This window comes from Armatimonadota bacterium, from assembly GCA_017993055.1.
Taxonomy (GTDB): domain Bacteria; phylum Armatimonadota; class UBA5829; order DTJY01; family DTJY01; genus JAGONM01.
Window position 1 is genome coordinate 121,988 of the sequence record JAGONM010000001.1, and the last position, 26,487, is coordinate 148,474.

21 protein-coding genes are annotated in these 26,487 nt (G+C 63.3%); 1 reads left to right on the plus strand and 20 read right to left on the minus strand.

Annotated features, from left to right (window positions below):
* Positions 1–51: 51 nt before the first annotated feature.
* The 17 genes from KBC96_00525 to KBC96_00605 all read right to left on the minus strand — a co-directional run bounded on the left by KBC96_00525 (position 52) and on the right by KBC96_00605 (position 21,664).
* Positions 52–1,140 (minus strand): glycosyltransferase family 9 protein, encoded by a 1,089-nt coding sequence (locus tag KBC96_00525; GenBank protein MBP6962871.1) that lies wholly within the window; start codon positions 1,138–1,140, stop codon positions 52–54.
* Positions 1,140–2,252: a tetraacyldisaccharide 4'-kinase gene (gene lpxK / locus KBC96_00530; protein MBP6962872.1), complete on the minus strand. Its 1,113-nt coding sequence runs from the start codon at positions 2,250–2,252 to the stop codon at positions 1,140–1,142. Before lpxK ends, KBC96_00525 begins: the two co-directional genes overlap by 1 nt.
* Positions 2,242–3,543, minus strand: a complete 1,302-nt coding sequence (locus KBC96_00535; protein ID MBP6962873.1) for a 3-deoxy-D-manno-octulosonic acid transferase — start codon at positions 3,541–3,543, stop codon at positions 2,242–2,244. Before KBC96_00535 ends, lpxK begins: the two co-directional genes overlap by 11 nt.
* 20 nt (positions 3,544–3,563) lie before the next feature.
* Positions 3,564–5,378, minus strand: a complete 1,815-nt coding sequence (locus KBC96_00540) for an ABC transporter ATP-binding protein (protein ID MBP6962874.1) — start codon at positions 5,376–5,378, stop codon at positions 3,564–3,566.
* A 15-nt stretch (positions 5,379–5,393) separates the two neighbouring features.
* On the minus strand, positions 5,394–6,665 hold the full coding sequence (locus tag KBC96_00545; protein MBP6962875.1) for a hypothetical protein: 1,272 nt from the start codon (positions 6,663–6,665) through the stop codon (positions 5,394–5,396).
* Positions 6,666–7,523 (minus strand): acyl-ACP--UDP-N-acetylglucosamine O-acyltransferase, encoded by an 858-nt coding sequence (gene lpxA / locus KBC96_00550; protein ID MBP6962876.1) that lies wholly within the window; start codon positions 7,521–7,523, stop codon positions 6,666–6,668. It abuts the gene before it with no gap.
* Positions 7,480–7,977, minus strand: coding sequence for a 3-hydroxyacyl-ACP dehydratase FabZ (gene fabZ, locus KBC96_00555; protein MBP6962877.1), 498 nt, complete (start codon positions 7,975–7,977; stop codon positions 7,480–7,482). The genes lpxA and fabZ overlap by 44 nt, the downstream gene beginning before the upstream one ends.
* Before the next feature lie 4 nt (positions 7,978–7,981).
* Positions 7,982–8,833: a UDP-3-O-[3-hydroxymyristoyl] N-acetylglucosamine deacetylase gene (gene lpxC / locus KBC96_00560; protein ID MBP6962878.1), complete on the minus strand. Its 852-nt coding sequence runs from the start codon at positions 8,831–8,833 to the stop codon at positions 7,982–7,984.
* Positions 8,830–9,861, minus strand: a complete 1,032-nt coding sequence (lpxD, locus tag KBC96_00565) for a UDP-3-O-(3-hydroxymyristoyl)glucosamine N-acyltransferase (GenBank protein MBP6962879.1) — start codon at positions 9,859–9,861, stop codon at positions 8,830–8,832. The genes lpxC and lpxD overlap by 4 nt, the downstream gene beginning before the upstream one ends.
* Positions 9,858–10,514 carry a hypothetical protein gene (locus KBC96_00570; protein ID MBP6962880.1) on the minus strand — a complete coding sequence of 219 codons (657 nt, stop codon included), beginning with the start codon at positions 10,512–10,514 and terminating at the stop codon, positions 9,858–9,860. The genes lpxD and KBC96_00570 overlap by 4 nt, the downstream gene beginning before the upstream one ends.
* A gap of 76 nt (positions 10,515–10,590) precedes the next feature.
* Positions 10,591–11,247, minus strand: coding sequence for an OmpH family outer membrane protein (locus KBC96_00575; protein ID MBP6962881.1), 657 nt, complete (start codon positions 11,245–11,247; stop codon positions 10,591–10,593).
* Positions 11,248–11,347: 100 nt separating this feature from the next.
* Entirely contained in the window at positions 11,348–13,165 is a 1,818-nt protein-coding gene (locus tag KBC96_00580; GenBank protein MBP6962882.1) for a BamA/TamA family outer membrane protein, read from the minus strand.
* Positions 13,166–13,269: 104 nt separating this feature from the next.
* Entirely contained in the window at positions 13,270–13,965 is a 696-nt protein-coding gene (locus KBC96_00585; protein MBP6962883.1) for a sigma-70 family RNA polymerase sigma factor, read from the minus strand.
* A gap of 45 nt (positions 13,966–14,010) precedes the next feature.
* Positions 14,011–18,531, minus strand: a complete 4,521-nt coding sequence (locus KBC96_00590) for a translocation/assembly module TamB domain-containing protein (protein MBP6962884.1) — start codon at positions 18,529–18,531, stop codon at positions 14,011–14,013.
* A gap of 72 nt (positions 18,532–18,603) precedes the next feature.
* Complete coding sequence (gene lipA, locus KBC96_00595; GenBank protein MBP6962885.1) at positions 18,604–19,464, minus strand: lipoyl synthase; 861 nt, start codon at positions 19,462–19,464, stop codon at positions 18,604–18,606.
* On the minus strand, positions 19,457–20,125 hold the full coding sequence (gene lipB, locus KBC96_00600) for a lipoyl(octanoyl) transferase LipB (protein ID MBP6962886.1): 669 nt from the start codon (positions 20,123–20,125) through the stop codon (positions 19,457–19,459). Before lipB ends, lipA begins: the two co-directional genes overlap by 8 nt.
* A 243-nt stretch (positions 20,126–20,368) precedes the next feature.
* A complete protein-coding gene (locus KBC96_00605) occupies positions 20,369–21,664 on the minus strand; it encodes an exo-alpha-sialidase (GenBank protein MBP6962887.1) in 1,296 nt (431 codons plus the stop codon).
* A gap of 278 nt (positions 21,665–21,942) precedes the next feature.
* Between KBC96_00605 and KBC96_00610 the strand changes: the two genes are divergently transcribed.
* Positions 21,943–22,080 carry a hypothetical protein gene (locus KBC96_00610; GenBank protein ID MBP6962888.1) on the plus strand — a complete coding sequence of 46 codons (138 nt, stop codon included), beginning with the start codon at positions 21,943–21,945 and terminating at the stop codon, positions 22,078–22,080.
* A gap of 283 nt (positions 22,081–22,363) precedes the next feature.
* Here KBC96_00610 and KBC96_00615 read toward each other — a convergent pair whose 3' ends face one another.
* The 3 genes from KBC96_00615 to KBC96_00625 form a co-directional block, all read right to left on the minus strand.
* A complete protein-coding gene (locus KBC96_00615) occupies positions 22,364–23,809 on the minus strand; it encodes a hypothetical protein (GenBank protein ID MBP6962889.1) in 1,446 nt (481 codons plus the stop codon).
* A gap of 213 nt (positions 23,810–24,022) precedes the next feature.
* On the minus strand, positions 24,023–25,330 hold the full coding sequence (locus KBC96_00620) for a hypothetical protein (protein MBP6962890.1): 1,308 nt from the start codon (positions 25,328–25,330) through the stop codon (positions 24,023–24,025).
* A 50-nt stretch (positions 25,331–25,380) separates the two neighbouring features.
* Positions 25,381–26,487 carry a PepSY domain-containing protein gene (locus KBC96_00625; GenBank protein ID MBP6962891.1) on the minus strand — a complete coding sequence of 369 codons (1,107 nt, stop codon included), beginning with the start codon at positions 26,485–26,487 and terminating at the stop codon, positions 25,381–25,383.

Below are 26,487 nucleotides of genomic sequence, written 5' to 3' on the forward strand. Positions count from 1 at the left end.
CAATGTGCAGTGTTCGGAGCGTGTCCAAGCTCTGAGTCTCCTGAGAACATCTTACCGCGCCGGCAGTATCCGTGCGAGGCGCCGACCCGCCTCAGAGAGCACCTCGTCCGAAGTGATTGCCCTCATGCATGCGAAGTCGGTACACGTCGGATGCCTCATGCAGGGTATGCAGTCCATCTCCTTCACGACGACCGAAAGGAGTTCACCACGCATAAGGTGTCTCCACCTAGTCGGGCCGAAGATGCCTATCGTAGGACGGCCGAGCGCGATGGACATGTGCAGGAGGCCGGTATCCACTCCGAAGACCAGATCCGCCTCCTCGAGTACGGCTCCGGCCTGTTTGAGAGTGGTGCGGCCGACGACGTCGCCGGGCTCGCGAGTCATCAGACCCCGAATGCGCCCGATGAGATTCACGTCGGCGGACGAGCCGAGGAAGACCGGAAGCGCCTCGTATCGAGCGATAAGGCCGTCAGCCAGTCCTGCCCAGCCCTCTTCGGTCCAGTGTTTGTGGGGCCAGGTGGTGGCCGGCGCCAGCGCCGCGATCAGCCGCCTGTCCGGAAGATGCCTTGCGGTCTCCTCATCGAGGATTCGACGAGCATAGGCTCTGTCGTCCTCGGTTAACGGCATGCACATCTCCGTGTGCGAAGCATGGACTCCGAGCAGCCTCAGCGCGTCGAGATAGCGCTGCGGCCCGCGCGTTCCGGTCAGGCTCAGCGGGTACAGGTGTGTATAGAGTCGCGTGCTGCCTTCTCGCCCGCTATCGAAACCGAGGACGCACTTCGCGCCGGACGACTTGGCGACGAGCGCGCTTCTGAGAAGGCCTTGAAGGTCCACGGCAACGTCGAACCGCTTAGATCGGAGTTCGCGGCCGAGCGCCCGGAGGCTCTTCCAGGTCGCCGCAACGCTCAGCGGGTTCCAACTCAGGTCCGCGGGCCGGTCCCAGACGATCACCTCATCGAGATAGGGATTGCCGATCAGGATATCCCTCGACTTCGGCTCGACGACCCAGGCTATGTAAGCTCCCGGAAAAGCCGCGCGGAGCGCCTTCGCCACAGGAGTAGTCATTATCACGTCGCCGATGGCGCTCAGCTTAACGATCAGGATTCGACCGTCAGGCGCGACTCGTACGCAGTCCTGCATCACCGCGCATCCTCTGCCTTGAGTTTGCGTTCAATCAGTCTCCACAAGCCATCCTCGTCGCTCAGCGCAAGCCTGGTCGATAGCGCGAGCAGCGGGACTCCCGTGCACATGCCAGCCAGCTTGACGGCGTCCTTCTCGGTCACGACCACGAACTCCGCACCGCACGCGCGTGCCCTGCTCTCGACCAGCAGAACGTCTTCCTGCGAGTACGCATGGTGGTCCGGGAAGCGCTCGCATCCCGCCAGGACCGCCCCGGCATCGGCAAGGGTCTTCTCGAACGATGCCGGATGGGCAATCGCGGACATCGCGAACACCCGGCGGTCGCGGACGCTTTCGAGACTGACTCTCTCGCCGCCTTCGACCGTGTACAGAGCCGTCGGCGCGTGTCTCGCCCTGCAGACCATCGCCCGGGGAGCAGCCCGCTCGACGACAGCCCTGATCTCGTCCACCAGGTCCGCATCACCGGTCACGACCACGCAGTCGGCCCGTTGGAGCGAGGAGATCGGCTCGCGCAACCTCCCAGCGGGGAGCGTCCAACCGTTGTCGAAGGGAAGCATCCCATCTATCAGAACAATGTCCAGGTCCCGGTGCAGTTTCCAGACCTGGAAGCCGTCGTCGAGGACGGCGATCCCTGCCCCGAACTCCCGGACGGCGTGCATGCCGCTCCGATGCCTGTCCTTGCCGACCAGGACCGAGACTCCGGGCAGCTTCAGGGCGAGCATGGCGGGCTCGTCGCCGACCTCGCCCGGAGACAGCAGAACCCTCTCCGGCGTAGAGACGATGCCGAACTCCCCGGAGAGCCCGCCTCCGTAGCCGTAGCTCAACACGGCAGGATTCCGCCCGCGGGAGATCAGCCCCTCGCAGAGATAGCGCGTCATCGGCGTCTTGCCCGTCCCGCCGACCGTGATATTCCCGACGCTGATCACCGGGACCGTGAGCCGCTTCCGCCGTCGCAGGCCGAGTTCGAACGGGAGCAGGTAGAGCCGCAACGCCGACCGATAGACCAGCGACAGGACGCGGAGTCCGGCAAGCACGAACATATCCGTCAGCCCTCGGCGCTTGCCGTACACGACCGCCTCGAGGTACTCGAGCGCGCCGCCGCTACTCGCCATGCTCGCCCTCCAGAAGGCCGACGATCGCTTCGGCACATCGGGCTGACGCGCCTCGATTGCGCTCCACGAGTTCACGGCAGGCATCGTCTATCCCGGCCAGCAGGTGCGGGTCGGCAAGAAGCTTCCTTGCTTGCGCGGCCAGTTCGTCAGCGTCGCGAACCTCGAAACCCACTCCGGCGGAGAGCGCCATCTGAGCCATGTCGCGCGTCTTGTGGGTATACGGGCCGAACAGCACCGGCTTCCCCTGCAGGATCGGCTGGAAGATGCTGTGCCCGCCCTTCGGGATGAGGCTGCCCCCGACGAAAGCGATCGTTCCGACCGCATAGACGGACCCAAGTTCTCCGAAGGTATCGAGTATCAGGACGTCGCAGCCACCCGGCGAGACGGACTCCTTCACCGTGCGCTGAGCGCATCTGAGGCCGCGCGATTCCGCGAGCGACCTGATCTCGCCGGCGCGCTCGAGCTGTCGGGGGGCGATGATGAGGCGCAGGCCGGGATCTTCGCCGCGCAGGGACAGGTACGCATCGAGAACGGGCTCGTCCTCGCCCGGATTGGTGCTTCCCGCAACGATCACAGCCGCCCCGACGGGTATCCCCAGATCGAACCTGAGCGCCTCGACGTCCGGGGCCGGGAGTCGGCCTCCCTTCTCGTCGAACTTCGTGCTTCCGGCAACGACAACCGCCCCTCGGTCCGCGCCGAGCGAGACGATCCGCCTGGCGTCCTCATCGGTCTGCATCAGGAAGCGGTCAATGTTCGAGGTCGCCCACCGGAAGAGCCAGGGCATCCGTCGGCTGCCCTTCAGGCTTCGGTCCGATATGCGCCCGTTTACCAGCGCGGTTCGGGCTCCCCGGCGGCGCGCGGCGGCCAGGAAGTTCGGCCATATCTCGGTATCCACCATGACGAAGGCGTCCGGCCTCACGCGGTGGAGCGCGCGATTCACGAAAGGCAGGAGGTCCAGCGGAAAGTAAGCCACGATGTCGGCCAGCTTGCAGGACTTGCGGGCGACGGCGTTTCCGGTCTGCGTGATCGTCGTGTGCAGGAGCACCGCGTCGGGCATCAGCCTCTTGATCTCCTCATGCACGGGAAGCGCGGCGACGGTCTCGCCAACCGAGGCCGCGTGAATCCACACGAGCTTCCGACCCGGCTCGCGGTCCGCAAGTCGGGGAAGCGACCCCAGGTTCTCGCGCCAGGAATCACTCGACTTCCGAGACACGAGGATGCGCCAGAGGAAATAGAGGAGCAGCACCGGCGAACAGAGGACCAGCAGCAGGTTGTAGAGGATCGCCGACACCTTGCGTGAATGCTCCTCTCTCAGCTCTCGACGGCGTTCGACTCCGACCGGACCGGCTCCGCCGGGAGCGTGTGCTTCCTGCTCTGGATGGCATACAGCTCAGCGTACGCGCCGCCCATAGCCATCAACTCCGAGTGCGTGCCGGATTCGACCACTCGGCCCTTCTCCAGAACGAGGATCATGTCCGCGTTCACTACCGTGGAGAGCCGATGCGCGATTATCAGCGTCGTCCGGTCGGCCATCAGCCGCTCGAGGGCCTCCTGCACAACCGCCTCGGATGCCACGTCGAGCGATGAGGTCGCCTCGTCGAGGATGAGCAGCCTGGGGTTCTTGAGCAGGGCACGGGCGATTGATATTCTCTGCCGCTGACCGCCGGAGAGCTTGACGCCTCGCTCGCCGACGAGCGTCTCATAGCCTTCGGTCAGGTGGGATATGAACTCGTGCGCGTTCGCGGCATTGGCGGCATCCACTATCTCCCCGAATGTGGCGTCCTGCTTGCCGTAGGCGATGTTTTCCCTGACGGAACTGCTGAAAAGCATCGTTTCCTGCGGAACGATTCCGATCTGCCGCCTGAGCGAGCTCAGCGTCACCGTCCTGATGTCAATGCCGTCTATCAGCACCCGGCCGCTGGTGACGTCGTAGAACCTGGGTATGAGATTGGCTATGGTGGACTTTCCGGCCCCGCTCGCGCCCACGATGGCGACCTGTTGCCCGGGCTCCACCTGGAACGATATGTTCTTCAGCACGGACGTTGCGGCGTCGTACCCGAACCAGACATCCGCGAACTCCACTCTTCCTTCGAGTGGCGGCATCTCGACGGCGTCCGGCGATTCCATCACCTCGGGAACTTCGTCCAGCACGTCGAACACACGCTGAGCGCCGGCCATCGTCTGGTGATACGTGACGTTCAGTCGGGCGATCTGCCTCGCCGAGACCGCGATTCTGTCGAGCGCGAAGAGGAATCCGATGAGCTGGTCCACCCCGAAGCCCGAGACGGTGTTCGCGGCGACCATGCGCCCGCCGTACCAGAGCACGAACGCGATGCCGATCACACTGATCATCTCGACCGTCGGGGTCATCATGGCGTTCCGGCAGACGGCCTTCATCGCGGCTGCGTAAGTGCGGCGGTTCTCCTCGGCGAATCTGGCGGCCTCATACTGCTCCATCCCGAAGGACTTCACGATGCGGACTGCCGAGAGCGTCTCCTGAACCGCAGCGGCAATATCCGCAAGCCGTACCTGCAGGATCTCCGAGAGCCCTCTGATCTTGCGGCCGACCTTCTGGATGGTGAACGACATGAACGGCAGCACCAGCACGGCAATCAGCGCGAGCCGCCAGTTCCAGTAGAAGATGACCGCCGTGCTGCCCAGCGCGACGAGCGGCGCGGATACGACCTGTATGACCTGAGGCGCCGCCGCCTGGACGAGGCCGACGTCGTTCGTCATTCGTGACATCAAGTGGCCGGTCTTCGTCCTCTCGAAGTAGCTAAGAGAGAGCTTCTGAAGATGCCCGTAGAGATCGTTCCTGAGCCGGACTGCGATCCTCTGGGTCCCGGAGGACACGAAGTACATCTGACCGTAGGAGAAGCCCCACTTCAGGATGTGGATGCCGACGACGATCAGCGAGACGCGGTTCAGCATCGCCGGGTCTCTCTGGATGACCGTCCGAACGACGTCGCTGATGAGCTTGATGAAGTAGACTTCTATGCCCGATACCGCCACGGTGCAGAGCAGGCCGAGGGCGAAGAGCTTCCAGTAGGCGAGAAAGTAGCCCGCCAGACGCTTCTCGGCGCTGCGCATGTGGAGATCGCGTTTTCTCTTGTGCTTTGCCGGCATAGCGGTTGCGTATTCCTAGCCGCCGCGCCCGATCAGGTCGAGCGCAAGCGATGCGGTCTTGTCCACCGCGCCCGGACTGCCGAGCACGCTGACGGTCTCGGCCAGGCACTCCAGCATCCGACGACGTTCGGCCGTCTCGTCGAGCAGCGGCTCCAGGAGGGCCGCGATCCGAGAAGGAGACGCATCATCCTGAAGCAGTTCCGGACAGATCTCCTCATCGGCGATTATGTTCGGCATGCCGAAGAATCCGATTCCGCCGCCCATGAGGCGGTATTCGAGCTGCATCAACCTTGACCCGCGATAGACGACGACCATCGGACAGCCGAGAACAGCGGCTTCCAGCGTCGCGGTCCCTGAGCAGACGACCGCGGCGCGGGAATACGCAAGAACTTCACGCGACATTCCGGACAGCAGATTGACGGTAACCGGCCCGGGCGGCTCCGAGATCCCATCGCGCCGCATCAGGGACTTCACGGACCCGGCGATGCGGGATCGGACTCGCCCGGTCGAAGCCTCCTGCCGCCCGTCGAGTCGCACGTCCAGCCACGGCATGCCCTGAAGGCCGTCCGCAAGCGCGCGGATATCCACCGTCGGCGCGATCGGAACGGCATATTGCAGGTCCGGCCTCGGCCGGCTCAGCCCTGCCGCCGACGCTATCATGGCCGGCAGATTGTGCGCCACCTCGTGATCGCGGCTGCCGGGCAGCAGAGCTGCGATCCCAGCCGATCCGTCGAACCCGAAACCCCCGCGAAACTCGGCCTCAGTGAGCGACGGTTTCGCGGAATCGAGCAAGGGATGTCCGAAGAACTCCGCGCGGAAGCCTTTGCGCCGAAGCGTCTCGGCAGACCAGGGGAACGGGGTGACGACGGCGTCCACCAGTCCCTGCAGCTTCTCATACGTACTGCCCCTCTTCCACGACCCCGGCGGGAAGTAGTACAGAACCTTTATCCCCAGCCCCCGGACTCCGCGCGCCAGGCGGACGTTGAACGCGCCGAAATCTATGAGCACGAGCAGGTCCGGAGGATCGGCCTCGATCCGCCTCACAAGGCGAGACTGGATTCGAATCAGCCCGGGCACGAGCTTCAGCGACTCGGCGAAACCTATGGCGCTCCACGATGAGCTGTCGTGCATCAGGTCGGCGCCGGCCTCGCGCATCCTGCGGCCGCCGATGCCCCATATCCGCGCAGACGGGACCATTTCGCGGATGCGGGTCGCAAGCCTCGCCCCCTGCAGGTCGCCCGACGCTTCACCGGCAATCATGGAGATGACCGGGCCGCCGCTCATCATCTACCGCTGGTCGAGCTGCCGTCCGGCGAACCCGACCTTCACACTCCGCACGAACTCGAGCAGGTAGTCCCGCTCAGGGCTCGGCTCGACCTCGCTCTCGATGCTCTCGACAGCCTGCGAGAGGTTCAGGTTCGAACGATAGAGCAGCTTGTACGCCTGCCTGAGGCCGTTTCGCACGGCCGGTCGCACTCCGCTGCGGCGGAGGCCGATCACGTTCAGGTCATATACCTTCGCGGGGCGGCCGTCAACCATCGAGAACGGCGGGACATCCTGGACGATCTTCGAGTAGCCTCCGACCATCGCCATCTTGCCGATCCGCACGAACTGGTGCACTCCGACCATACCGCCGAAGACAACCTTGTCTTCCACGATCACGTGGCCGCTGATGCCTACCATGTTGGCCATCATGATGCCGCTCCCGATCGTGCAGTTGTGCCCGACGTGGCAGTAGGCCATGAACATATTGTCATTGCCGATGGTGGTGACGTTGCCCTCGCCGGTCGCCCTATGCACGGTGACATACTCGCGGATGATGTTGTTGTCGCCCAGGGACAGGAAACTCCGCTCACCGCTGAACTTGTGATCCTGTGGGCGGCCTCCGAGGATTGCTCCCGACCATACCCGGCAGTTCTTCCCAATCGTCGTATAGGGCTCGATCATAACATGCGGCGCGATGACGCAGCCGTCTCCGATCCGCACGTCAGGACCGACTATGCTGTACGCGCCGATCTCAACCCCGATGCCAAGCTCGGCGCCCGAATCAACTATCGCTGTCTCGTGTATCACAACGCCTCCCGAAGCGGCATGGGCGACGTCACTTGGCAACGAGAGTTCGGTCGGACTCTGTAATGGCTTCATCTGATTCCTCCACGGACTCCATGCCGTTCGGCTCTACGAGAGCGAACACAAACTCGCCTTCGCACACGACTTGCATGTCCACTCGACCGGTGACTCGAACCCTGCCCATGTTGCCCCGGTTCTTCACCAGTTCGACTTCGGTAACGAGTTGGTCCCCGGGAACAACAGGCTTTCGGAAGCGGACCTTGTCAATACCCCCGAAGTAGGCCAGCTTGCCGTCGTTTCCCGTCATACTTAGAAGCAGCACGCCGCCGACCTGCGCCATCGCCTCCAGAACCAGCACCCCGGGCATGACCGGATGGCCGGGGAAATGCCCCTGAAAGAAAGCCTCGTTGAAGGTAACGCTCTTGAGTCCGACGGCCCTCCGACCCGGTTCGATCTCCAGTATCCTGTCTACCAGCAGGAACGGATAGCGATGCGGCAGTATAGCCTGAATCTGTTCCACATCCAGCATGATATCAACCTCCTTGCCCCGGTCCGGTCTGACGGCCGGGGTCTTCCTTCAACATTCGCCTCGCCAGCGCCACGTGCAGCGCATGGCCCGATCTGATTCCCATCACGTCCGCGTCCGGCATGCCGCCGATGAGTGAAAGGTCGCCCACCATGTCCAGAACCTTGTGCCGAACGATCTCGTCGGCAAATCGCAGGTCCTGCGAATAGCGATCGCCGTGCACGACCAGGACGTTGTCTTCTCGGCCTCCGAGTCCCAATCCGGCGGCCCGGAGCTGTTCGACCTCCTCCGCCATGCAGAAGGTGCGCGCAGGAGCGATCTCCCGCTTGAACACCTCGGGACTCATCCAGGCGCTGAACGCCTGCTCCCCGATCATCGGATGGTCGAACGAGACCAGCCCGGTCACCCGGAAGCCGCTCGCGGGCAGCGCGATGCAGCACTTCTCGCCGTCCATCACCCACACCGGCAACTCAGCCTCGATCCGGGGCGGCTCGCCGCCTCGCGGCTCGATCCCGGCCTGTTCGATGAGATCAACGAAGGGAAGTGCGCTGCCGTCGCCCGCGGGAAGCTCCGACCCGTCAACTCGGATGAGAGCGTCGTCCACACGCATCCCGAACAGCGCTGCCAGAACGTGCTCCACGGTGCTGACCTCGGCGTCCCCGGACCTAAGGCAGGTGCACCGAGAGGTCCCGCAGACATTGTCCACCGATGCCTCGATCGAGCCCCCCGGCGTCACGAAGACTATGCCGGTTTGCGCCGGCGCGGGCTCCAACGTCATGGTACAGGGTTCGCCGGTGTGCAGGCCGATACCTTGCATGGAGACGGCGGACCTCAGCGAGTGTCGCCCACCGGAGTTCATTCAGGGCTCTCTTCCAGCGCCCTGATCCGCTTCTCGAGGTGGCGAACGGTCTTCAGCAACTCGGGCAGCTTGCGGGTGGCGGCCTGGACGCGCATCTCGTCCTTGTGCGGCCGGGCGGGAAACCCGTAGACGAACGCGCCGGCCGGCACGTCCCCGATCACGCCGGTCCGGGCGCACATCATCGCGCCGTCGCCGATCGTCACATGGTCCGCCACCCCGCACTGGCCGCCGAACATGACTCGGTCGCCTATCTCCACACTGCCCGAGATGCCGGTCTGCGCCACTATGATGCAGTTCCGGCCTATGGTGACGTTGTGCGCGATATGCACCATGTTGTCTATCTTGGTGCCGCTTCCGATCTCGGTCTTTCCGGTGCGCGCCCGATCAATCGTGCAGTTGGCGCCGATCTCGACGTTGTCGCCGATCACCACGCTTCCGACCTGCGGAATCTTGATGTGCTCGCCGCCGACCGCAATATAGCCGAACCCGTCCGCGCCGATCACCGAGCCGGCGTGAATCGTCACTCCGACGCCGATCGTTACGTTGTCCAGAACCGCCACCATCGGGCGGATGACCGATCCATTCCCTACACTGACGTTACTGCCGATGTACGCGTATGGATGGATCCAGACCCCGTCGCCGAGCGTAACGTCGTCCCCTACAAAGGCATTGAACCCGATGGAGACGTCCCTGCCGGCCTTGAGGCCTGTTCCCACTCGGGACGTCGAGTCTATCCCGACCGGACGCTCAGGCTCCGGGGTCAAGGCGGATATAGCCCGGGCGAACGACAACTTGGGGTTGGCCGCTCGGATCAGGGGTTTGGACGCGCTCTTCGCATCCGGATGCGCTATCACCGCCGCCGCCGCCGAAGCGAGCGCATCATCCAGGTTCTTCGGGGAGTCGGCGAAGACGATGTCGCCCGCACAGGCGTCCTCAATGTCGGCGGCGCCGGCTATCACCACGGACGGATCGCCGACCACTTCTCCGCCGACCATCCCCGCCAGCTCCCCCACGGACTTGCGAATCATCTCTCGTCTCCGCCGGGAACGCTTCCCGGACGAGCCGTCTCTTCGGCGGCTGCGGATCGAGTCTCGGCCGGCCCGACGCGCGCGTCGGCTGTCCTGGGCTCCGACACCTGCATCTCGGTCTCGAGACGCGCCAGTTCCATTTCTCCGGCGTAGGCCGCTTCGACCTTTGCCAGCGAGGCCCCGGCCTCTTCGAGCCTCCGGCTGAGGTACTCCCGATCGTTCCCGACAGCTTCCGCCAGGCGCGCCTCGAGCAGTCTGACTCGCAGCCGGCAGTTCAGAAACTGAGGCGCATACTTCCTCTCGACATCCAGCATCGGCTCGGTGACCCTGGCGAAAACGGGCTCCGGCGGACTGGAGAACCCATCGGCTGTGTCGAGTGGGGTGGATGAAGCCCGATTGGACGCCATCTCCCGGCGACGGGTTTCCCACTCATCGCGCACTGCGGCGATCTCCCGCTCGATCTCCCCGGCAAACGATGACGGGCTGCCAACCGGCCGCGGACGCTCGCGGCCCGGACCAGGCCCGGCTGCTTGTAGATGCGGGACTCGCAAGTCGAGTGGGAACGCACCGCTCCGCACCGACACCTCCACCTGGTTTGGCGGGGATGCGACGGCGGAAGGCGCATTCTCCATCTCCTGAACGACAGTTCGCACTCCGTACCCGCCCAAGGGTACGGCTGCCGCCAGCATGAGTGTCCAGAGAACCGGTGCGAGCCGCATTGAACTGCCGCTAGCCTTTGTTGAGCCTTGCTATGACGTCGGCGGTAATGTCATTCGATGAGTACACGACGAGCACGGTTTCGCCCGCGGACTTGTTGAAGACCATGGTGATGTTCTTCTGCTTGGCCACTGCCGCGACCGCTGCCTGCACGTCCTCCATGACCTGCTTGCTGAGCTCGTATCTCTTGGCCTGCCATTCGGTGTCGGCCTGCTTAGCCGAGTCGCGCAGTTCGGTCTCAGTCTGCTTGGCGACTTCCTGCAAGGCCGCCATGGATGCCTTCTCCTCGTCGGTCGGCGTGGTCTTCTGGCGGAGCGCCTGGAGGTCCTTCTCCTTCTGAGTGGACATTGCCTCCATCGTCTCGATGCGCTTCTTCTCAGCGTCGGTCGGCTTCTCTTTCGCCTTCAGAGCCGCCAACTCGTCGAACTCCGCCTTGGTCAAGAGCGGATGGGTCTGCCTGAGCTCGAGCTTCGACTGAAGCTGCTGAAGCTCGGCCATCACCTGCTTGTCCAGATCCTGCTTCTTCTTGTAGTCGTTGAACGCCTTCTCGACGTCCACGGACGCGAACACCTGCGCCTCCGCGGACACCGCGGGACCGGTGAGGATTATGCCCAGCGCGAAGCAGAACGCTACTGCGGCAACTGTGATGATGGTGCGTATTCTCGGCATGTGATAGCTCCTTCTGGTAATGGATTTCCGCCCCGGCATTCCTGATAGCGGCGGCTCGATCATGGCAGATCGCCCCGTTCGGGACAAGGCGAAAGCGTCTCTAGAACACGTGTCCCAGGCTGAAGTGCGCCCTCGATCCCTCGGTGCCGAAGCCGTAGTCCAGCCTGATCGGGCCTATAGGCGTACGGACACGGATGCCGACGCCGTAGCCGACGCTGGGGTCGAAGTCGGCATGCTGTACCAGGGAATCCCCGAAGGCGTCTCCAACATCGAGGAATGCGCCCTCGGCGCCCCACGCATCGCCGACGTCAACGAATCCGACGCCGGTCAGCCCGGATGAGACCGGGAAACGGTATTCGGTACTCAAGAGGAAGGTGTTCCGGCCCCAGAAACGATCCTCCTTGTAGCCTCTCAGAGTCTCGGCGCCGCCGGTGAAGTACTGCTCGAAGAACGGCACCTTTCCGGTAAGGCTGCCGACCATCAGGCGGACGGCGATCGTTCGGCGCTTCTCGTTCGGGTCCTTTCTCATTCCGCCCTTGCTGAAGTACTTGCGGAAGTCCACGCTGTACTTGCTGAAGAACGAGTCGCCCTCTTGATCAGCCGCAGTGGTGAAGTTCGACTGGCCGAGTTCCAGGGCGTACGAGCTGTACATGCCGCTCACCGGGTCGAGTTCGGAATCCCGGGAGTTGTTCGTAAACCTGAGGGTGGCGGATGCCACGTCGCCGGCCTGGCTCAGCAGCCTGCGGGCCTCGTAGTCCGGATCGCTCGGGTCGAGCAGGTCCACCCGCGTGTCAACCGACTCTCCTCTCAGGGTAAGGAAACCCTTCGAGGTCCGGCTCAGAGGCCGGCCGAGCGTGATGCTGGCGCCCTGCCTGCGCTCGTCGTAGTCGCTGTCACCGCCGGTGGATCCGAGCACGTTGGAGGAGAACCTGTATATCAGCTTGTTGTAGAGGCTGGCTGAGAGCGAGGTATGCCTTGCGTCCAGCCACGGCTCATAGTACCCGAGTTCGTAGCTCGTTCCGCGGCTCGTGTTGCCGACCTCCCACAGCGCGCTGATGCCGCGTCCTCGCCCCTGGAAGTTCGTCTCGGAAACCTTTGCCTGACCGACAAGCCTCTGTCGCGAGCTGTACCCCACCCCGAGCGTCACCTGGCCGGTCTTCTTCTCCTTGAGCGGGATCACCACCTTCAGCTTCCCGATCTCCGAGCCGGGTTCGAGCTTGTACCACTGCTCCACGTCCACCTCGAAGAAGTCGAGGTCGTAGATTCGCGTGAGGTCGCGGATCAGCGTCCGGCTGTTGTAGACGTCCCCGGGCTTGAGTTCCATCTCGCGCAGAATGACGATGCTCTTCGTCTTCTTGTTCCCGGTCACCTCGACAGACTCGACGACGTTCTCCATGATCGGAATGGTGAGCACGCCCGTATCGGGGTCAATGCCGATCTCTTCCGTAACGTCGGCGATGTATCCCTGGCCCCTGTAGAGTTCGCGAATGGCATCGGCGTCACGCTCCAGCATGTTCGTGTTCAGCACGTTGCCGACCGACGTGCGCATGAGGGCAAGCAACTGCTCGGCAGAGATCGCCGTATTGCCGACGAACTTGATCTGCTTGACCACGGGGTTCTCGACGACATTGAACACTACCCGCAGGCCGCCTTCCGTGGTTTCGGTGCCTACGATCACCCGCTCGAAGTTGCCCATGGACATGATTGCCTGCCGGGACTGTTGAACGGCCTCTTCGGCAAAAGTGTCGCCGGCCTTGAGTGTCACGGCCGTCAGGACGGCTTCCTTTGAGATGTTCTGATTGCCGGCCACGGCCACCTCGGTTATCAGTTTGTCCTGGGCTGAAATCGCGCCCGGGAGAACCAGGCCGAGTGCCAGCAGCATGATGATCATGCCGGCGGTCAGTCTTCTGAAGCGCATTTGCAGTCCTACCTTTCCTTGCGATTCTTCCTGCACGTGATCCGCACTCTCCGATTGCAGGAGGTGCTCGGGTCCGCCGTCCGTACGGGTCAGGCGGCCTGGCGCTACCCCTCCAAATAAGCCGAGAGACGCCTGCGAAGCATCTCTCTGGCCCTGAAAAGACGAGTTCTGACGAGATCGAGCGACAACCCCGCGGCCTCAGCGACTTCCTTGTAGGACAGGCCGTTCATATCCCTCAGCACCACGACCATTCGAAACTCGGGCGGGAGGGCCTGAATCGCGCCCTGGATCGTCGCGCCCAACTCCTGCGCCTGCACAAGGCCCAGCGGGTCCGCTGATTCGTCCCCATGCTCCCGCCGCTCCGCGGAATCGCCTCCGCCGACGGGCTCGTCGAGCGATCCGGCCTCGTGGGCGCTCCGGCGGCTTGCTTCCTTCAGCTTGTTCTTCCCGGCGTTCACGGCGATTCGGCAGAGCCAGGGATAGACAGCCGAGGCCGAACCCCTAAACCGGGGATAGGCCCTGTAGGCCCTCACGAAGGTCTCCTGCGTGAGATCGGCCGCGTCATCGGGATCGCCGATCAACCTGTAGATCAGGTTGTAGACCCGCTTGTGATAGTCCCTGAGCAACTCATCGAACGCGGGTGGATCTCCGACCGCATCGTCGGCCTTCGCTGCGTCCCCAACTGCATCATCCCGCGCGCCTCGCCCTAGCCCGAGTATCAGAAGAAGCCGGAGAGCACCCGGGGATACCTCCGCCAGCGGGGAGAGGCTCAGCGCGCATCGGTTGGAGTCCGGAGACATAGTATAATATTACCCGCGCCGACGCAACTATCCTCTCACTGCCGGCTAGAAGCGAATCCGGCCCTCCGCGCTCACGCCGAACACCCTGTTGTCACCCGTCCAGCCGCTCAGTTCCAGGTAGTTTCTCAGCCGGTATGAGAGCTTCAACTCATACTGGCTGTCGGCGTAGTCCGGTCTCGATCCCAGGGCGGCCGAGTAACTGATAAAGAAGTCGCCGCCCAACTGGTCGCTTATGCTGACCTGAACAGCCTCGCGATAGCCCATCTCGAGCGAAAACTCGTCAACGCCGAACGCTTCCTCGAGGGCCTGTTCGATCGGCTCGAACACGGTGGGCAGCATCGCGGACGAGAACAGGCCGGACAGCTCCCTGCCGATGTCCTGACCCGAGCCGCCCCTCAATATCTGCTCGAACTGGTACTGCCCGGTCGCCAGCGCGATTATCCGCTGCTCCGACAGCCCCACCGGCGACGAGGTGAACGTCGGCCGAATATGGTCGAGCGGCCCGGTCGCCTCCATCGTCACGGTGTACCTCGTCCGCTTGCCCAGCGGCGAGATGTCCACGAGCGTGCCCCTCGCCTGGATGTCCAGCAGGACCATCACCGGCTGCCCGGGAGTAAGCCTGATCTGCATCTCGCTTCCCGGCAGCATCTTGAACGAGCGAAGCGGGAGCATGATCGTGCCGTCCGCGAGGCTGATCGTGCCGTCCACGGCCGGAGCGCTCAGGCGTCCGCCGATGGACAGGTAGCCGGGAAGCCCGGTCTCCAGCCGCGACGACTTCATCATCAGGTCGCGGCCGAGCGATACGCGAAGATCGAACTCCGGGTCGAAGGCGAGCGGTTCCTTCCGGTCCGGTCTGTCATCGGTGCCGGCGAGCCTCACCGTGCCTGTCGGAATGGACACGTTTCCCGACAGGCGGGGCTTCCGCCAGTCGCCGACCGCCCGAAGATTCGAATCGAGAACGAGATTGACGTCTTCCCCGTACTGCCCGCTGATGTCCTTTCCGGACACCCTCATGGCCGAAGTGCGCGCGGCGAGATCGAGGCGCGGCTTCATACCCGTCAGGTCTACCTCTCCGCTGACGGAGAACCCGCCGCCGCCGGACGAGAGGCCGGTGAGCGTATCAACCGAGAGCGTGTGCCGGTTGAGGGTGATATCCGCCTCGATCTGCTCGAACGTCTCATTCAGGCGGGCGACCTTTACCCTGCCTTCGCGCCACTTGAGGCCGCCCTGCACAGCGGGGCTGTCAATCGTCCCGGTCAGATTCAGCTTGCCGGCGAGCGCCCCTCCCGTCTCTCCCTCGATGGCGTCGCCCGCGAATGCCGAGAGGAGTTCCAGGCTCTTCTCGTCTACCAGCATCTCCATGAAGAGCTGCCTGTCCCGCGGCACTTCGTGCTTCTCCCAGTCAATCGGGATGAAGCCCGAAGCGCTCAACTGACTGTCTCCGAGAACGACCGTCAGATCGTCAATATTGATCCTGTCCCCTGGCGATTCGCCGTCTTCGCTCGAAGAACTCGAGAACCTCGCGCGGAGGGCGTCGAACGCCGTGCCTTCGACTACAGGATGCTGAATGTCAAAGGACGCATCTACGGAAGGCGCCTCCGCGGTGCCTTCCGCTATAATGGTTACGTCGCCGATCCCGGAAATGTTTTGTTTCAGTCTCAGCCATTTGCCCGCCGGACCCACGTCGAGTCCGTGCGCATCCAACCGCAAGCCAATTCTCTTCTCCGGGCCGAAAACCGCCTCGGCGACGAGATCGGTATCTCCGTCGAGCGCCTCGAGCCTGCTCACGCTGAATACGTCGCCCTGCCAATCGGCGTCGAGGTTGACCGTCTCTATGTCGCTGGGGCCTATCCTCGCGCCGCGCACCCGGGCTTCGATGTGGAGATCGGGGATCGCGCCGTCGTCGGAAGCGACGAAGCCGCCTGATATCTTTGCGCCGAGGACGCCGTGGAGAGGCCTGGGGATCGAGGCGAGGCGGCGGTGCAGAAGCGCGGTGCCGTCGTTTCGAGGGGCTCTGGCCGCGACGGCCATCAACCTCTCGATCAGCGCGTTCCGGACCTCTCCCGACACCTCGACGGTATTCAGCGACGGCGACCACCGCAGATTCGAGACCGAGTACTCGGCGTCTCCGTCCGCGATTGACGCCCTGCCGACGTGAACGCCGTCGGCCATCCACGCCGCGTCGGCAGCAAACGAGCCGATGGGCTCACCGTTGACCGTCGGGTTCCCGGAAGTCAGGGCCGCCCGGGCCTCGGGCAGCTCGGAGGTGCCGGAAATCTCGCCGCTCACATCGAGATCGCCGGAGAGCACGGCGTACTTACGGATGCCCCCGGCAAGGCGGGACAATGGGAGGCCGCGGGCGCTGAATACCGCCGATATCCGATCGTCTCTCAGGCCGTACGTGCCGCCGGCTTCGATGACGCCGGCGCCGATGCGGACCTCGAAGCCCTCGAGGGCGAACAGCGAGTTGCGGTAGGAGACCCGCCCCTCCACCGAGTCGAGCGCCCCGCCGGCGACACGACCATCCTCGATTCGGAAACCCCCCGCAATCTCCGGAGACGCGAGCATCCCGGAGACGGTGAGATCGGAGGAAACACGCCCGGCGAGGGCAACCGGCAGGCCGGCGGACGCCGCCCATCGGGCGACATCGAAATCCTCCAGGCGAAGCGTCAGCCCGGCACTGGGAATGATGGAGAAGGGGTGCGATATCTGTCCCGACGCTGTCAGCGTCGCCTCGGAGTCGTTGACTTCCATCTCGCGAAGGACGATCCGGTCCCGAGACACGTTCACATCCGCGGTGATCCGCTCGGCGCCGATCTCACCGAACTTCACATCATAGCCTTCGACACGACCGTCGAAAGTCGGCGCTTCGGCGCGCCCCCCGAGTCTGCCTGTAAACTGCAGGGCGCCCGAGGTCGGCCGTTGCCAGTAGAGCCTCTGGAGCTCGGCGAGGACAATGCCCGAGCCGGACGCCTCGAGATCGAGATCGCCCCGGGACGAAACGCTTCCTGAGAACGCGACTCGCCCGCCGAGCGTCCTCGCGCTGAAGTCCTCGATCCTCGCGACGATCCCGTCATACGTCATGGCGATCTCGCCCGAGTCGAACTCGTGTCCGCCGAACGACCCTTCGGCGATCGTGCCGCGATAAGTCGCCAGCAGTCCTGAAGGTCTCCATGCAACCGTGAAGCCGCCCGAGGTGAGCGCCTCGACCGGGTGACCTCTGAAGATGGGAAGCCGCGACAGGCGAACTCCCGAAGCGGCGCCCCGAATATCCGCTCCCCGGCGCGCGCCCCACCCGAACTCGCCGGAGACCTGCGCCGACCCGCCCGCGAAGCGCCCGACCGAGCCGCGGAACGACACGCCGTCGCCGACATACCTGCCCTCGAGACGGACTGCCTCTGCAGCATACTCCTCGTATGAAACCCCCGGCGCCTCGATCCTGAAGACCGCCGTCGGCGACTTCGACGCTCCGGTGACCGAAACGAGCGCCTGACCGGACGTCGGCAGGATGGTGCCCTTCGGCGCGGCTACCCCAAGAACCCGGCTGATCTCGCGGAAGTTCGCGCGGTCGGACTTCAGATCGAGGGCGAGCCTGATGTCCTCGAACCCGGTCACATTTCCTGAGATGAGCACAGGCGTCGAGCCGAGCCGCGCGTCAAGCGCAAGGGAAACCTTCTCTTCCCTGAGTCCGACCGTACCCTTGACGCCGGTTGCAGGCTCGCGCATCCAGTTCAGCCGGACCGAGGCGTCGGAGACGAGAAGCTCGGCCTCGTACCTGAAAGGCTTGTCGTCTCCGGCTTGCGAGAAGGTCATGTGCGCGTCGGCTCTGCCCGATCCCACATGCATGAACCGCAGGTCGTGCGGGTACTTCGACCAGTATGAGGCATCGGCGTTCATCCCGCTGAACTGCCCCTCGAACGAATGCCCGGCCATATCGTACCGGCCGACGATGGAGACCTTGCCCAGGCGTTTCGGATCACCGTCGGCGGCGAGCCTGAGCGCAGCGATCGGCGCTTTGGTGAGGTCTGCAATCGCGTCGATCCCCGCCAGGCGGTTGATCTGCGGCTCACCCTCGACCTTGCGGTCCAGCAGGGTCACGCTTCCTTCCTTGACAACCGCCACCGCGCGGAACCGATCCATCCGGCGGTCCTTCGATGGTCTGAGCAGGCCGGAGACGTTCCATCGGCCGTCGGATCTGCGTTCCAAGAAGACGTTCGGGCGGATCACCTCGACGGTCTCTATCGCGCGGAGGGGGTCGTCGCCACCCCTGACGACGTCCAGCAGCCTCACGCCGACCCGGACCGATTCCGCGTCGAGGAACCGATCGCGGCCGCGCTCGTCCGACGAGAGCGATACGTCGTGGAACACCATCCCGCTCAGAGAGACGTCAACCCTGCCGACACGGAACCTGCCCTTGACCTGCTCGGAGACGATCGAAGAGAGGGTCTGAGGCAGGGACCTCCACGCGGACCGGGCGGACGTGATGAGGTACGCCGCCGATACCGCAAAAGCGGCGGCCATCGAGAGAAGCAGTATGGTTCGTGCGGGGCGCCTTGGTCTTCGCATCGAGAAGCCGGCCGTAACCGGTAGCCACTACTCAGTAACCCGGTGTGAACCTCGCGTGGCACGGGTCAACGGTTACCGATCACTATCCCTGCTGACCTCCTCGGCGTGATAGGAACTGCGGACGAACGGCCCGGACGCGACGTAAGAGAACCCCATCTCGCGGCCGACTCGAGCGTATTCATCGAACTGAGACGGCGGGACGTACTCGACCACGGGGAGGTTTCGCTTTGAAGGCTGAAGGTACTGGCCGATGGTCGCGATGTCGCATCCTGCCCGGCGGAGATCGCTGAGAACCTCTAGAACCTCTCCCTGTTCCTCGCCGAGCCCGACCATCAAACCCGACTTAGTATGTATAGACGTGCGAAACCTCCGGGCTGTTTCAAGCACCACCAGCGAGCGCTCGTAGACCGCCTGCGGCCTCACGGTCGAGTAGAGCCGCGGCACGGTTTCGACGTTGTGGTTGAGGACGAAGGGCGCCGAGTCGAGGACGGCCCGGAGCGCGTCCTCATCGCCCCCGAAGTCCGGGATGAGGACCTCGACCTTCGCGCCGGGGATCGCGGCCTTGAGCTGCCGGACCGTCTCGGCGAAGTGCCCGGCCCCGCCGTCCGGAAGGTCGTCGCGCGTGACCGAGGTGACGACGACATACCTGAGTCCGAGTCTGACCGACGCCTCAGCGACGCGGCGCGGCTCGTCAGGGTCAACCGGATGCGGAGCGTCGTGTGAGACCCCGCAGAACCCGCAGCTTCGGGTGCACGCATCGCCGAGGATCATGAACGTCGCGGTGTGGCGCGAGAAGCACTCGCCTATGTTCGGGCAGCTCGCGCTCTGGCAGACGGTGTGCAGGCCCATGGAGGCCAGGAAACCCGCCATCTCCTCGTACATTCCGCGCCTCGGCGCCTTGACCGTGAGCCACTCCGGGATTCTTCTATTCATCGTTCGACTCGCCCGACAGGTCAGACCACTCCAGCGCGAGCCCGAAGACCGCCGCGACCTTCTCCGCAGCGAGGGCCTTCACCCCGGCCATGTCCACCGGACTGCCGAGGATGCGCTCGATCGAGGTGACTTCCTTGCCCACCAGCCCGCATGGGTGGATGAACGACCAGTGGGAGAAGTCCGGGCTGACGTTCAGCGCGAAACCGTGGTAGCTGATCCAGCGGCGGACGGCCACCCCGATCGAGCAGATCTTGTCGCCGCCGACCCACACGCCGGTGAGTCTCGGGACCGCCTCTCCCTGGATGTCGTACCGGGCCAGGACTTCTATCACACTCTGTTCAAGTTGTCTCAGGAAAAGGTGTACATCCCTGCCGTGACCGCGCAGGTCGAAGATCGGGTAGCCGACCAGTTGTCCCGGCCCGTGATAGGTGATGTTGCCCCCGCGGTCGGTGCGGTGAACCTCGACCCCTGAGAGTCGGAGGCGCTCCTCGTCGGCGAGGATGTTCTCGGCACCGCCCGCCGTGCCGATTGTGATGACGGGGTCGTGCTCGAGGAGAAGAAGCGTGTCCGGGATTCGCGCGTCGAGCCGGAGGGCGAGAAGTTTCTTCTGGAGTTCCAGCGCCTCGCCGTAACCGATCCGCCCGAGATCCACACACTGCATCCGCCCGCCGCTCGCCATTTCGGTTCAAGTATAGGTTTGGCGGCGGGCGGAGTCAAGGCGGACCGAGGTATGTTTCGGCATCGTTCACCCGACAACAAGACCGCCCAGTCCTGAGTACGTCCTCCGGGACGTGTACCGAAGGACGGCCTCGTGCCGCAAGAGCGCCCTTCGATACATTCTCCGCTTCGCTCCGAGAACTCAGGGTTCGCGGCGGCTGGAGTGGAATACGCACAGCGCTACCCCTCAGGGGACGACCAGGCCGGACAGAAACTCCTCCGTGATCCGCTTGCCGACGAGGTAGGTCTTGCGGTCGGGGTGCCAGAGGACGTTGTTCGCGCCTCGCGTGGTGAAGCTGGAGTACACCCCGCAGTCCGTGTTGCCGGGATGGTCGGGCGTGGCCTCGATCCCGTCCGGCCCGACGCCGCCGTTGTCCATGAGTTGCTTCGACTCGCTGAACCACACAGGCTGGTCGGCCCCCGGGCGGAACTCCCCGAGGGCGATGAACCCCGGCCTTCGGGGCTTGGCGGTGGCTTCCGGCTTGGTGACGACGTCTCCCCGGTTGTTGTGGTGGAGCAGGACGTACCGCCCGTCCGCGAGTTGATAGATCGGACAGCATCCGACCGGCTCCAGGATCGGCGCGCCGAAGTCCCTGCGGAGGAGCGGCCGGGTGTTCGTCCAGTTCCTGCCGTGGTCGGAGGAGACGCTGTACCAGATGCAGCCGCTGTTCGTCCGCATGACGCAGAAGAGCCGCTCGTCCGGCAGGCGCACGATGCTCGGCTCCTGGGCGATGCTCAGCTCGGGGTACATGAAGTGCGGCACGCGAAGCGCCTTATCACCCCACGCGCTGTAGGCCACCCGCAGGTCGCTCACCTCGGGGTCGGAGTCCACGTTCTCGAACCGCATGAATTCGACCACCGACTCGATCTGCGTCCAGCTCTCGACCTCCTTCTTCCAGGCGCGGGCGGGGTTGAGCCAGTGCGAGTAGCCGACGAAGTATCCGCCGCTGAGGTCTCGCATCGGGATCTGCCAGACGATCCACTCGGCCGGAACCCTGCCCTCAGGGTCGTCGTAGGGACTGGCGGGCATGGGGATGTTCTGCGGCGGGGACCAGGTTCGCCCGCCGTCGTCGCTGTATACGCCGTCCATCGTGCCGGTGTGCATCGGTATCCAGCCCTTGACGCCCTGGTGCTGGTTGTAGACGACGTAGATGCGGCCGCTCGCGGAGAGCATCGGGAACGCCCAGCTCGCCATGTGGGCGGGGTCGCCGTGGTGTCTCGGCCCGGCGATGTGAGTCGGCGGCTCCCAGGTCGCGCCGTCGTCTTCCGAGCGGGAGAAGACGACGCGGTTCGCGGGGCCGGACTCGGGAGCGAGGGCCTGGGTCCAGACGGCCGAGAGCGCGTCGCCGGGGCCCTCGAAGACGAGGAAGTGCTCGTTGTGCGAGTCCTCGCTGGCCTCGTCCAGGCTTTTCGGGATGTATGTGATGTAGTCCGGGCCGGTCCGCCGGGCCTCGCGCTGCAGGATGTCTTCAGTCGGGTTCATCGGCTTCGCACCTCCATCGGCATAGTTCCGGAGAGCCCTGCAATCCTCCTCGTTTCGCTTAGAGGGATGCGCCTCGAGACATTCGGGACGGACTTCCGCAGAAACCCGCGCACTATATGTTCTGCGCACATTGCGGAGGTCGAGCGGGGAACAGGTTCCGCCAAACCATTCGCCCTATATGTTTGGCGAAACGCGAAACCTCCTTCGGCAAGATGACGTCGGCAGAACGTCGGCAGTATATAGCGTTGCCGTACTGCCGACGTTCGGAGGTCTGATCATTGTTGCCAAAACGCGCGCCATATATGTTTGGCACGATGGCACTAATCACGAGCGTGAAGCTGACCGGCGCAGAGATGCGTTTCGTGGAAGGCCACGTTTGCACGTCCGCCTTCGGCGGAGCGGGCGGACATGCGTAAACGAGCCCTTGGTCTTGGCGAAATGGCCCCATCGTGCGGGCGGTTTCTCGCGGGAGAGGCCTCTTACCCACGAGGTGGAAGGCGTCCAGCCTGACCGGTTGTCCTGCCCGGTGTGATAGAGCTTTCGAATCGCGATCACCTCTGGTCGGGAGGGAGTTGGAATCCGGCTCCCTCCCGTGCTTATCAGGCTACTTCGACTTGGCCTGGGCGTGCGGCGCTTTGTTCGACGCGGCCTTCAGGATATTGAGTAGGCCGGCACAACGTCCGCTCAGCGAGAGAACCGCTACTTGGCATCAACCACGCACGGCCTCTCGCGAATGGACTTCGCAATCCACAGCCTGCTGCCTGGTTTCAGGCCCAAGCCATCCGACCGAACATGTAGCACGCGCTCATTGTCAGCCCACACGACGCTCGCTTGACAGAGATGAGGTATCGCTTGGTATGGGACGTAGATACGGTCGGCAATGAGCATTATCGGCCTGTCCAGTATGATGCTCTGACCGTTAATCTGAAGCAATCTGGACTTGGGGCGGAGCTTGATGCTCCGCTCGGCTATGGTCAACTCAGCCTTCCCCTTGTCCCAGTGGATGCTTCCGCCATAGAGCAACGGCAGGTATCTGGCGTACAGGTACCCTGCGCCATCCACTCGTAGGACCGGATACTTCAAGTCCAGGGCTATTCCATCCACCTCGATGCCGCCTTCCTGGCGCGGCGCAGCCTGCGCCGACGAGGAACTGCGCCGCTGGTTCGTGATCCCGGCGGCGTCTTCCCTCGACAGCTTCCTCAAACTCGCACCCGCGTATCCTCCCGCGTCCGTGGCAAACACCTCTCCGGTAATGGCATCAACAAGCACGCTGACCTCCGTGCCCGAGGCCAAGCCTGGGACTACGGGATCATTCAGTTCGTCGCAGTAGGCAGTTGCAGTATACTCGGATGAGGCGTGTAACACAACACTGATCGCCCATGACAGCCTTTGCATGCCCAAGTCATCGCCAATGATCCACAGTCCGTGGTTATCAAGCACGAAGCCGGATTGAGGTAAGACTGGATTATGCGGATCTTCGCTGTCGCAATCTATGATTGGTATCGTCCACCCATAATCAATCGCCAACTGCTCTGCCTGCTGAGCAGTGACTACGGCGCTCGTGGGGACCGTGGGCGGAGGACCATGACGACCGATATATGATACGACCACGCCAGACCATTTGTCTATGCTGCACCCAGCGTTGTTCAAGCAGTAGTAAGCACCGCTCGGAAGTTGTTGCACATACACCGTCGAAGCATTGTCGGCATTAAGCGGCTGGAGGTTCAGCAATTCAAACTGCGGGTAGTGCGCAATCAGGAAGCCACGCACTACCGAGTTCAACTGGGCAATGGGCATCTGACTGCTCTCCGGCCAGTCTAGTTTGGCTGTGTAGTCGCGGCTCGCAACCCTGTCAGTCCAGAGTCGTACCTCGCCCGTCTGGCAATCCACCCAGAAGTAGTGCACCCCATCTTCAGACTCGAGCGCGTAGTAGGCACCACTATCCAGCTCGACACTCACACCTTCGAGTACTAGTGAGAGGTCGGTATCACCGATCCAGTCACGAGCAGATGTGATCGCCTGCTCCAAGGTGACAGCGAATGACATCGTCTCGGGGTCATAGGGGATTATCTGCGCTCGCGCCACCGACAGCATCGCTAGCGCCAACGATACCACAAACACGGCAGTCCGTAGTCTGATCTGCATTTCGGTCTCCTTCTACCTACCACACTCAACTGGCGAGCCATCGAACGTCAGGAAGGGGTCAATGTCACCCCGACTCCATACGGCCTGCTCGCCGTAGAACTCAAGGAGAGTCTCTATCTGAGACACTCTGGCCGCCTCCAGTATCCAGTTCCTGCCGGCGGCATACTCTCCAATAGGAAATTCCAGATGGTCATCTGTAGGGTGCACTCTGCTCTATGCTTCAAAGAACTTCTTGATCCAAAGGTCAAGCATCTTATTGCTGATCTCACGACTGGTAGCTAACACGTGCGCCACGCCCTTCTGTCTCAACGCCTTTCCCAGGGTCATGCCTGAGCCACCGTCCATCCTGCCCGTCTTGCAGCCTGCCAGGATCACAAGCTCAACCCCCTCCAACGGCGGCAGGTCTGATATGTAGGCTGTCTCATATCCTGGCAGACTGACGCTATGGTCGGCAGCAACGGCGCACTTGTGCGTCAGGCCTTTGTGGATGACCATGGCCTTGCTGGTATAGGGTGCGCCAGCACCGTGCGCTTGCAGTAGCCACACCAAGGGTGGAACGCGACGCCCCGCTGAGTCCTTGCCTCCACCTCCCCATAGTGCAGTGACGACTGTGCTTGCATGCTCGTCGGTCGGCTCTACCAAGGCTTTCCACTTTCCGTATTTCTTGTGCTCACCGGCTACGATTCTATGCCATTTTCGATTCGGCGGTGATCCCATAAGCACATGATGCTTCCTCGCCCATTCCCATGCCGCTTTGATGCCTGCTGTCATCACATCGTAGCCATGGTACATGCAGACAGCTGGACCTGACACTGCCGCATTGAGATCCAACGCCCACCGATCTACTCCGTTTCGATAGAGACCACCGTGATCGTCTTTGATGTGGAGAACGAAACGGTAGGTGCCGGCGTAGGGCATCTTCTCAACGGGGACCCGGATGCGCAGGGCATGCTCGATGCCGTCGGCGGTGGCGTGGAGGCCGTCGGTATCGTTGTGGGTGATGCAGTCCTCGTTGGCGATGTTCCAGTCGTGAACCATCTCGCCTTCCGGGTCGTAGAGCCAGATGACGCCCGCGCTCGCGTTGACACCAAGCGAATCCTTCAGGACGTACTTGCGGATGACGTAGATGTACTTGTCGTCCGATTCGTCCTCCGGCGTGCCGTTGTCGTCATACCCGTCGTACTCCACGTCGCAGATCGGGTTGCCGCTCTCGTCCGACGCGCGCACGATCTTCAGGTACTCGCTCCGGTAGGTCTCCTTGTCGCCGGCAGTGCAAGGCGGTTCCGGCGGAATGCCGTTGCAGTTCAGGCAGAGGTTTTCGTCAGCCTGGTTAGCCGTCACTTCGAAGGTGTACGTCCCCTCAGGGAGGTAGTTCGTGTCGTAGCTCTCTCCCGTCGGCGTCCCGTTCCAGTAGAACGTGTGGACCCCGGCGGTTTTCCCGTAGTGCTGCAGTGTGGCCGACGGGGACCAGCCTGATCGGTTGTCCTGCCCGGTGTGATAGAGCTTTCGAATCGCGATCACCTCTGGTCGGGAGGGAGCCGGAACCCGGCTCCCTCCCCGTGCTTGTCAGGCTACTTCGACTTGGCCCGGGCATTTGGGGCCCTTTTCGGGGCGGGCGCGGCCTTCAGGATGTCGAGCAGGTCGGAGGGGACCATTAGCCGCCCGTCCACGATCTTCATCTTCTGCGAGAGCTTGATCGTCCCACCGGTCCATTCGATGGTGTCCTTGCCGGGCACGAGCGTGTAACGGTTCTTGCCGATGAAGAGCCGTACCCCCTCGTTGCCCAGCCAGTGGACCCGCGAGCCAGGAACCTCGGCGGCGAGGCCGCGGAGGGAGATAAGTGCACCTGAGACGCAGGGCTTGGGGGGTATGGGCATGTGCCCTCTACCCATCGGTTCTGCCGTCCTGATGATCTCTCCGGTTAACGCATCCACCTCCGCGTAGTATGTCAAGTCTTCCCTTTGGCCGCTCTCGCCATACACGACCAAGGACCACATGGTATGATCCGGATCTGCGCTAAGAACAGGATCGGATTCAGCCGCGCCGGTCACCAATCCCTTTGCTGTCTTCACGATCTCTACCGCCTGCTCCGGCGCAATCTGGGGTTTCTGTGGAGACGGCATCGAAACCGAAAGACGGTAACAGCCGTAGTACTGAATGCGGCCGTCGGCGGGGTTGACATCCACCTTCACATCGTTGGGAACTCTTGCGCCGTAGATATTCTCGCGGCTCCAGAAGAACGACCATCCATCACCATCCCACTCCGGCTCATCAAGTTGGAAGCTCATGGTGTCAAAGCCAGCGTACTTGGCCCGTGCCAAGTCCTCCGCAATCTGCCGGCACTGCTCCCCCGTCAGAGGACCTGTGGGTTCTTCCGTATCCTGAGAATAGGCATCTCTGTAGAACGCACTGGTCACCTCACCGGTGACTGCATCGACTGTCCAGCTATGGTCCTCGTTCTGCATGTCATCAAGGTCGTAGATCCTCACGTGCCGCCATTCCGGACCTTCCAAGTGCGCCTTGAGTTCCCAGCACTTGAGCTGCAGTGTGTTGTCCCCCTCAAAGGCTCGGACGGCGTTCATAGCCTGCTCGGGAGTGATGACGGATTGCCCGCTACATCCCTCAATCATGGTGACCAGAATGCAGCATGTCAGAGCCAGGATGCGCAGTTGTATCAC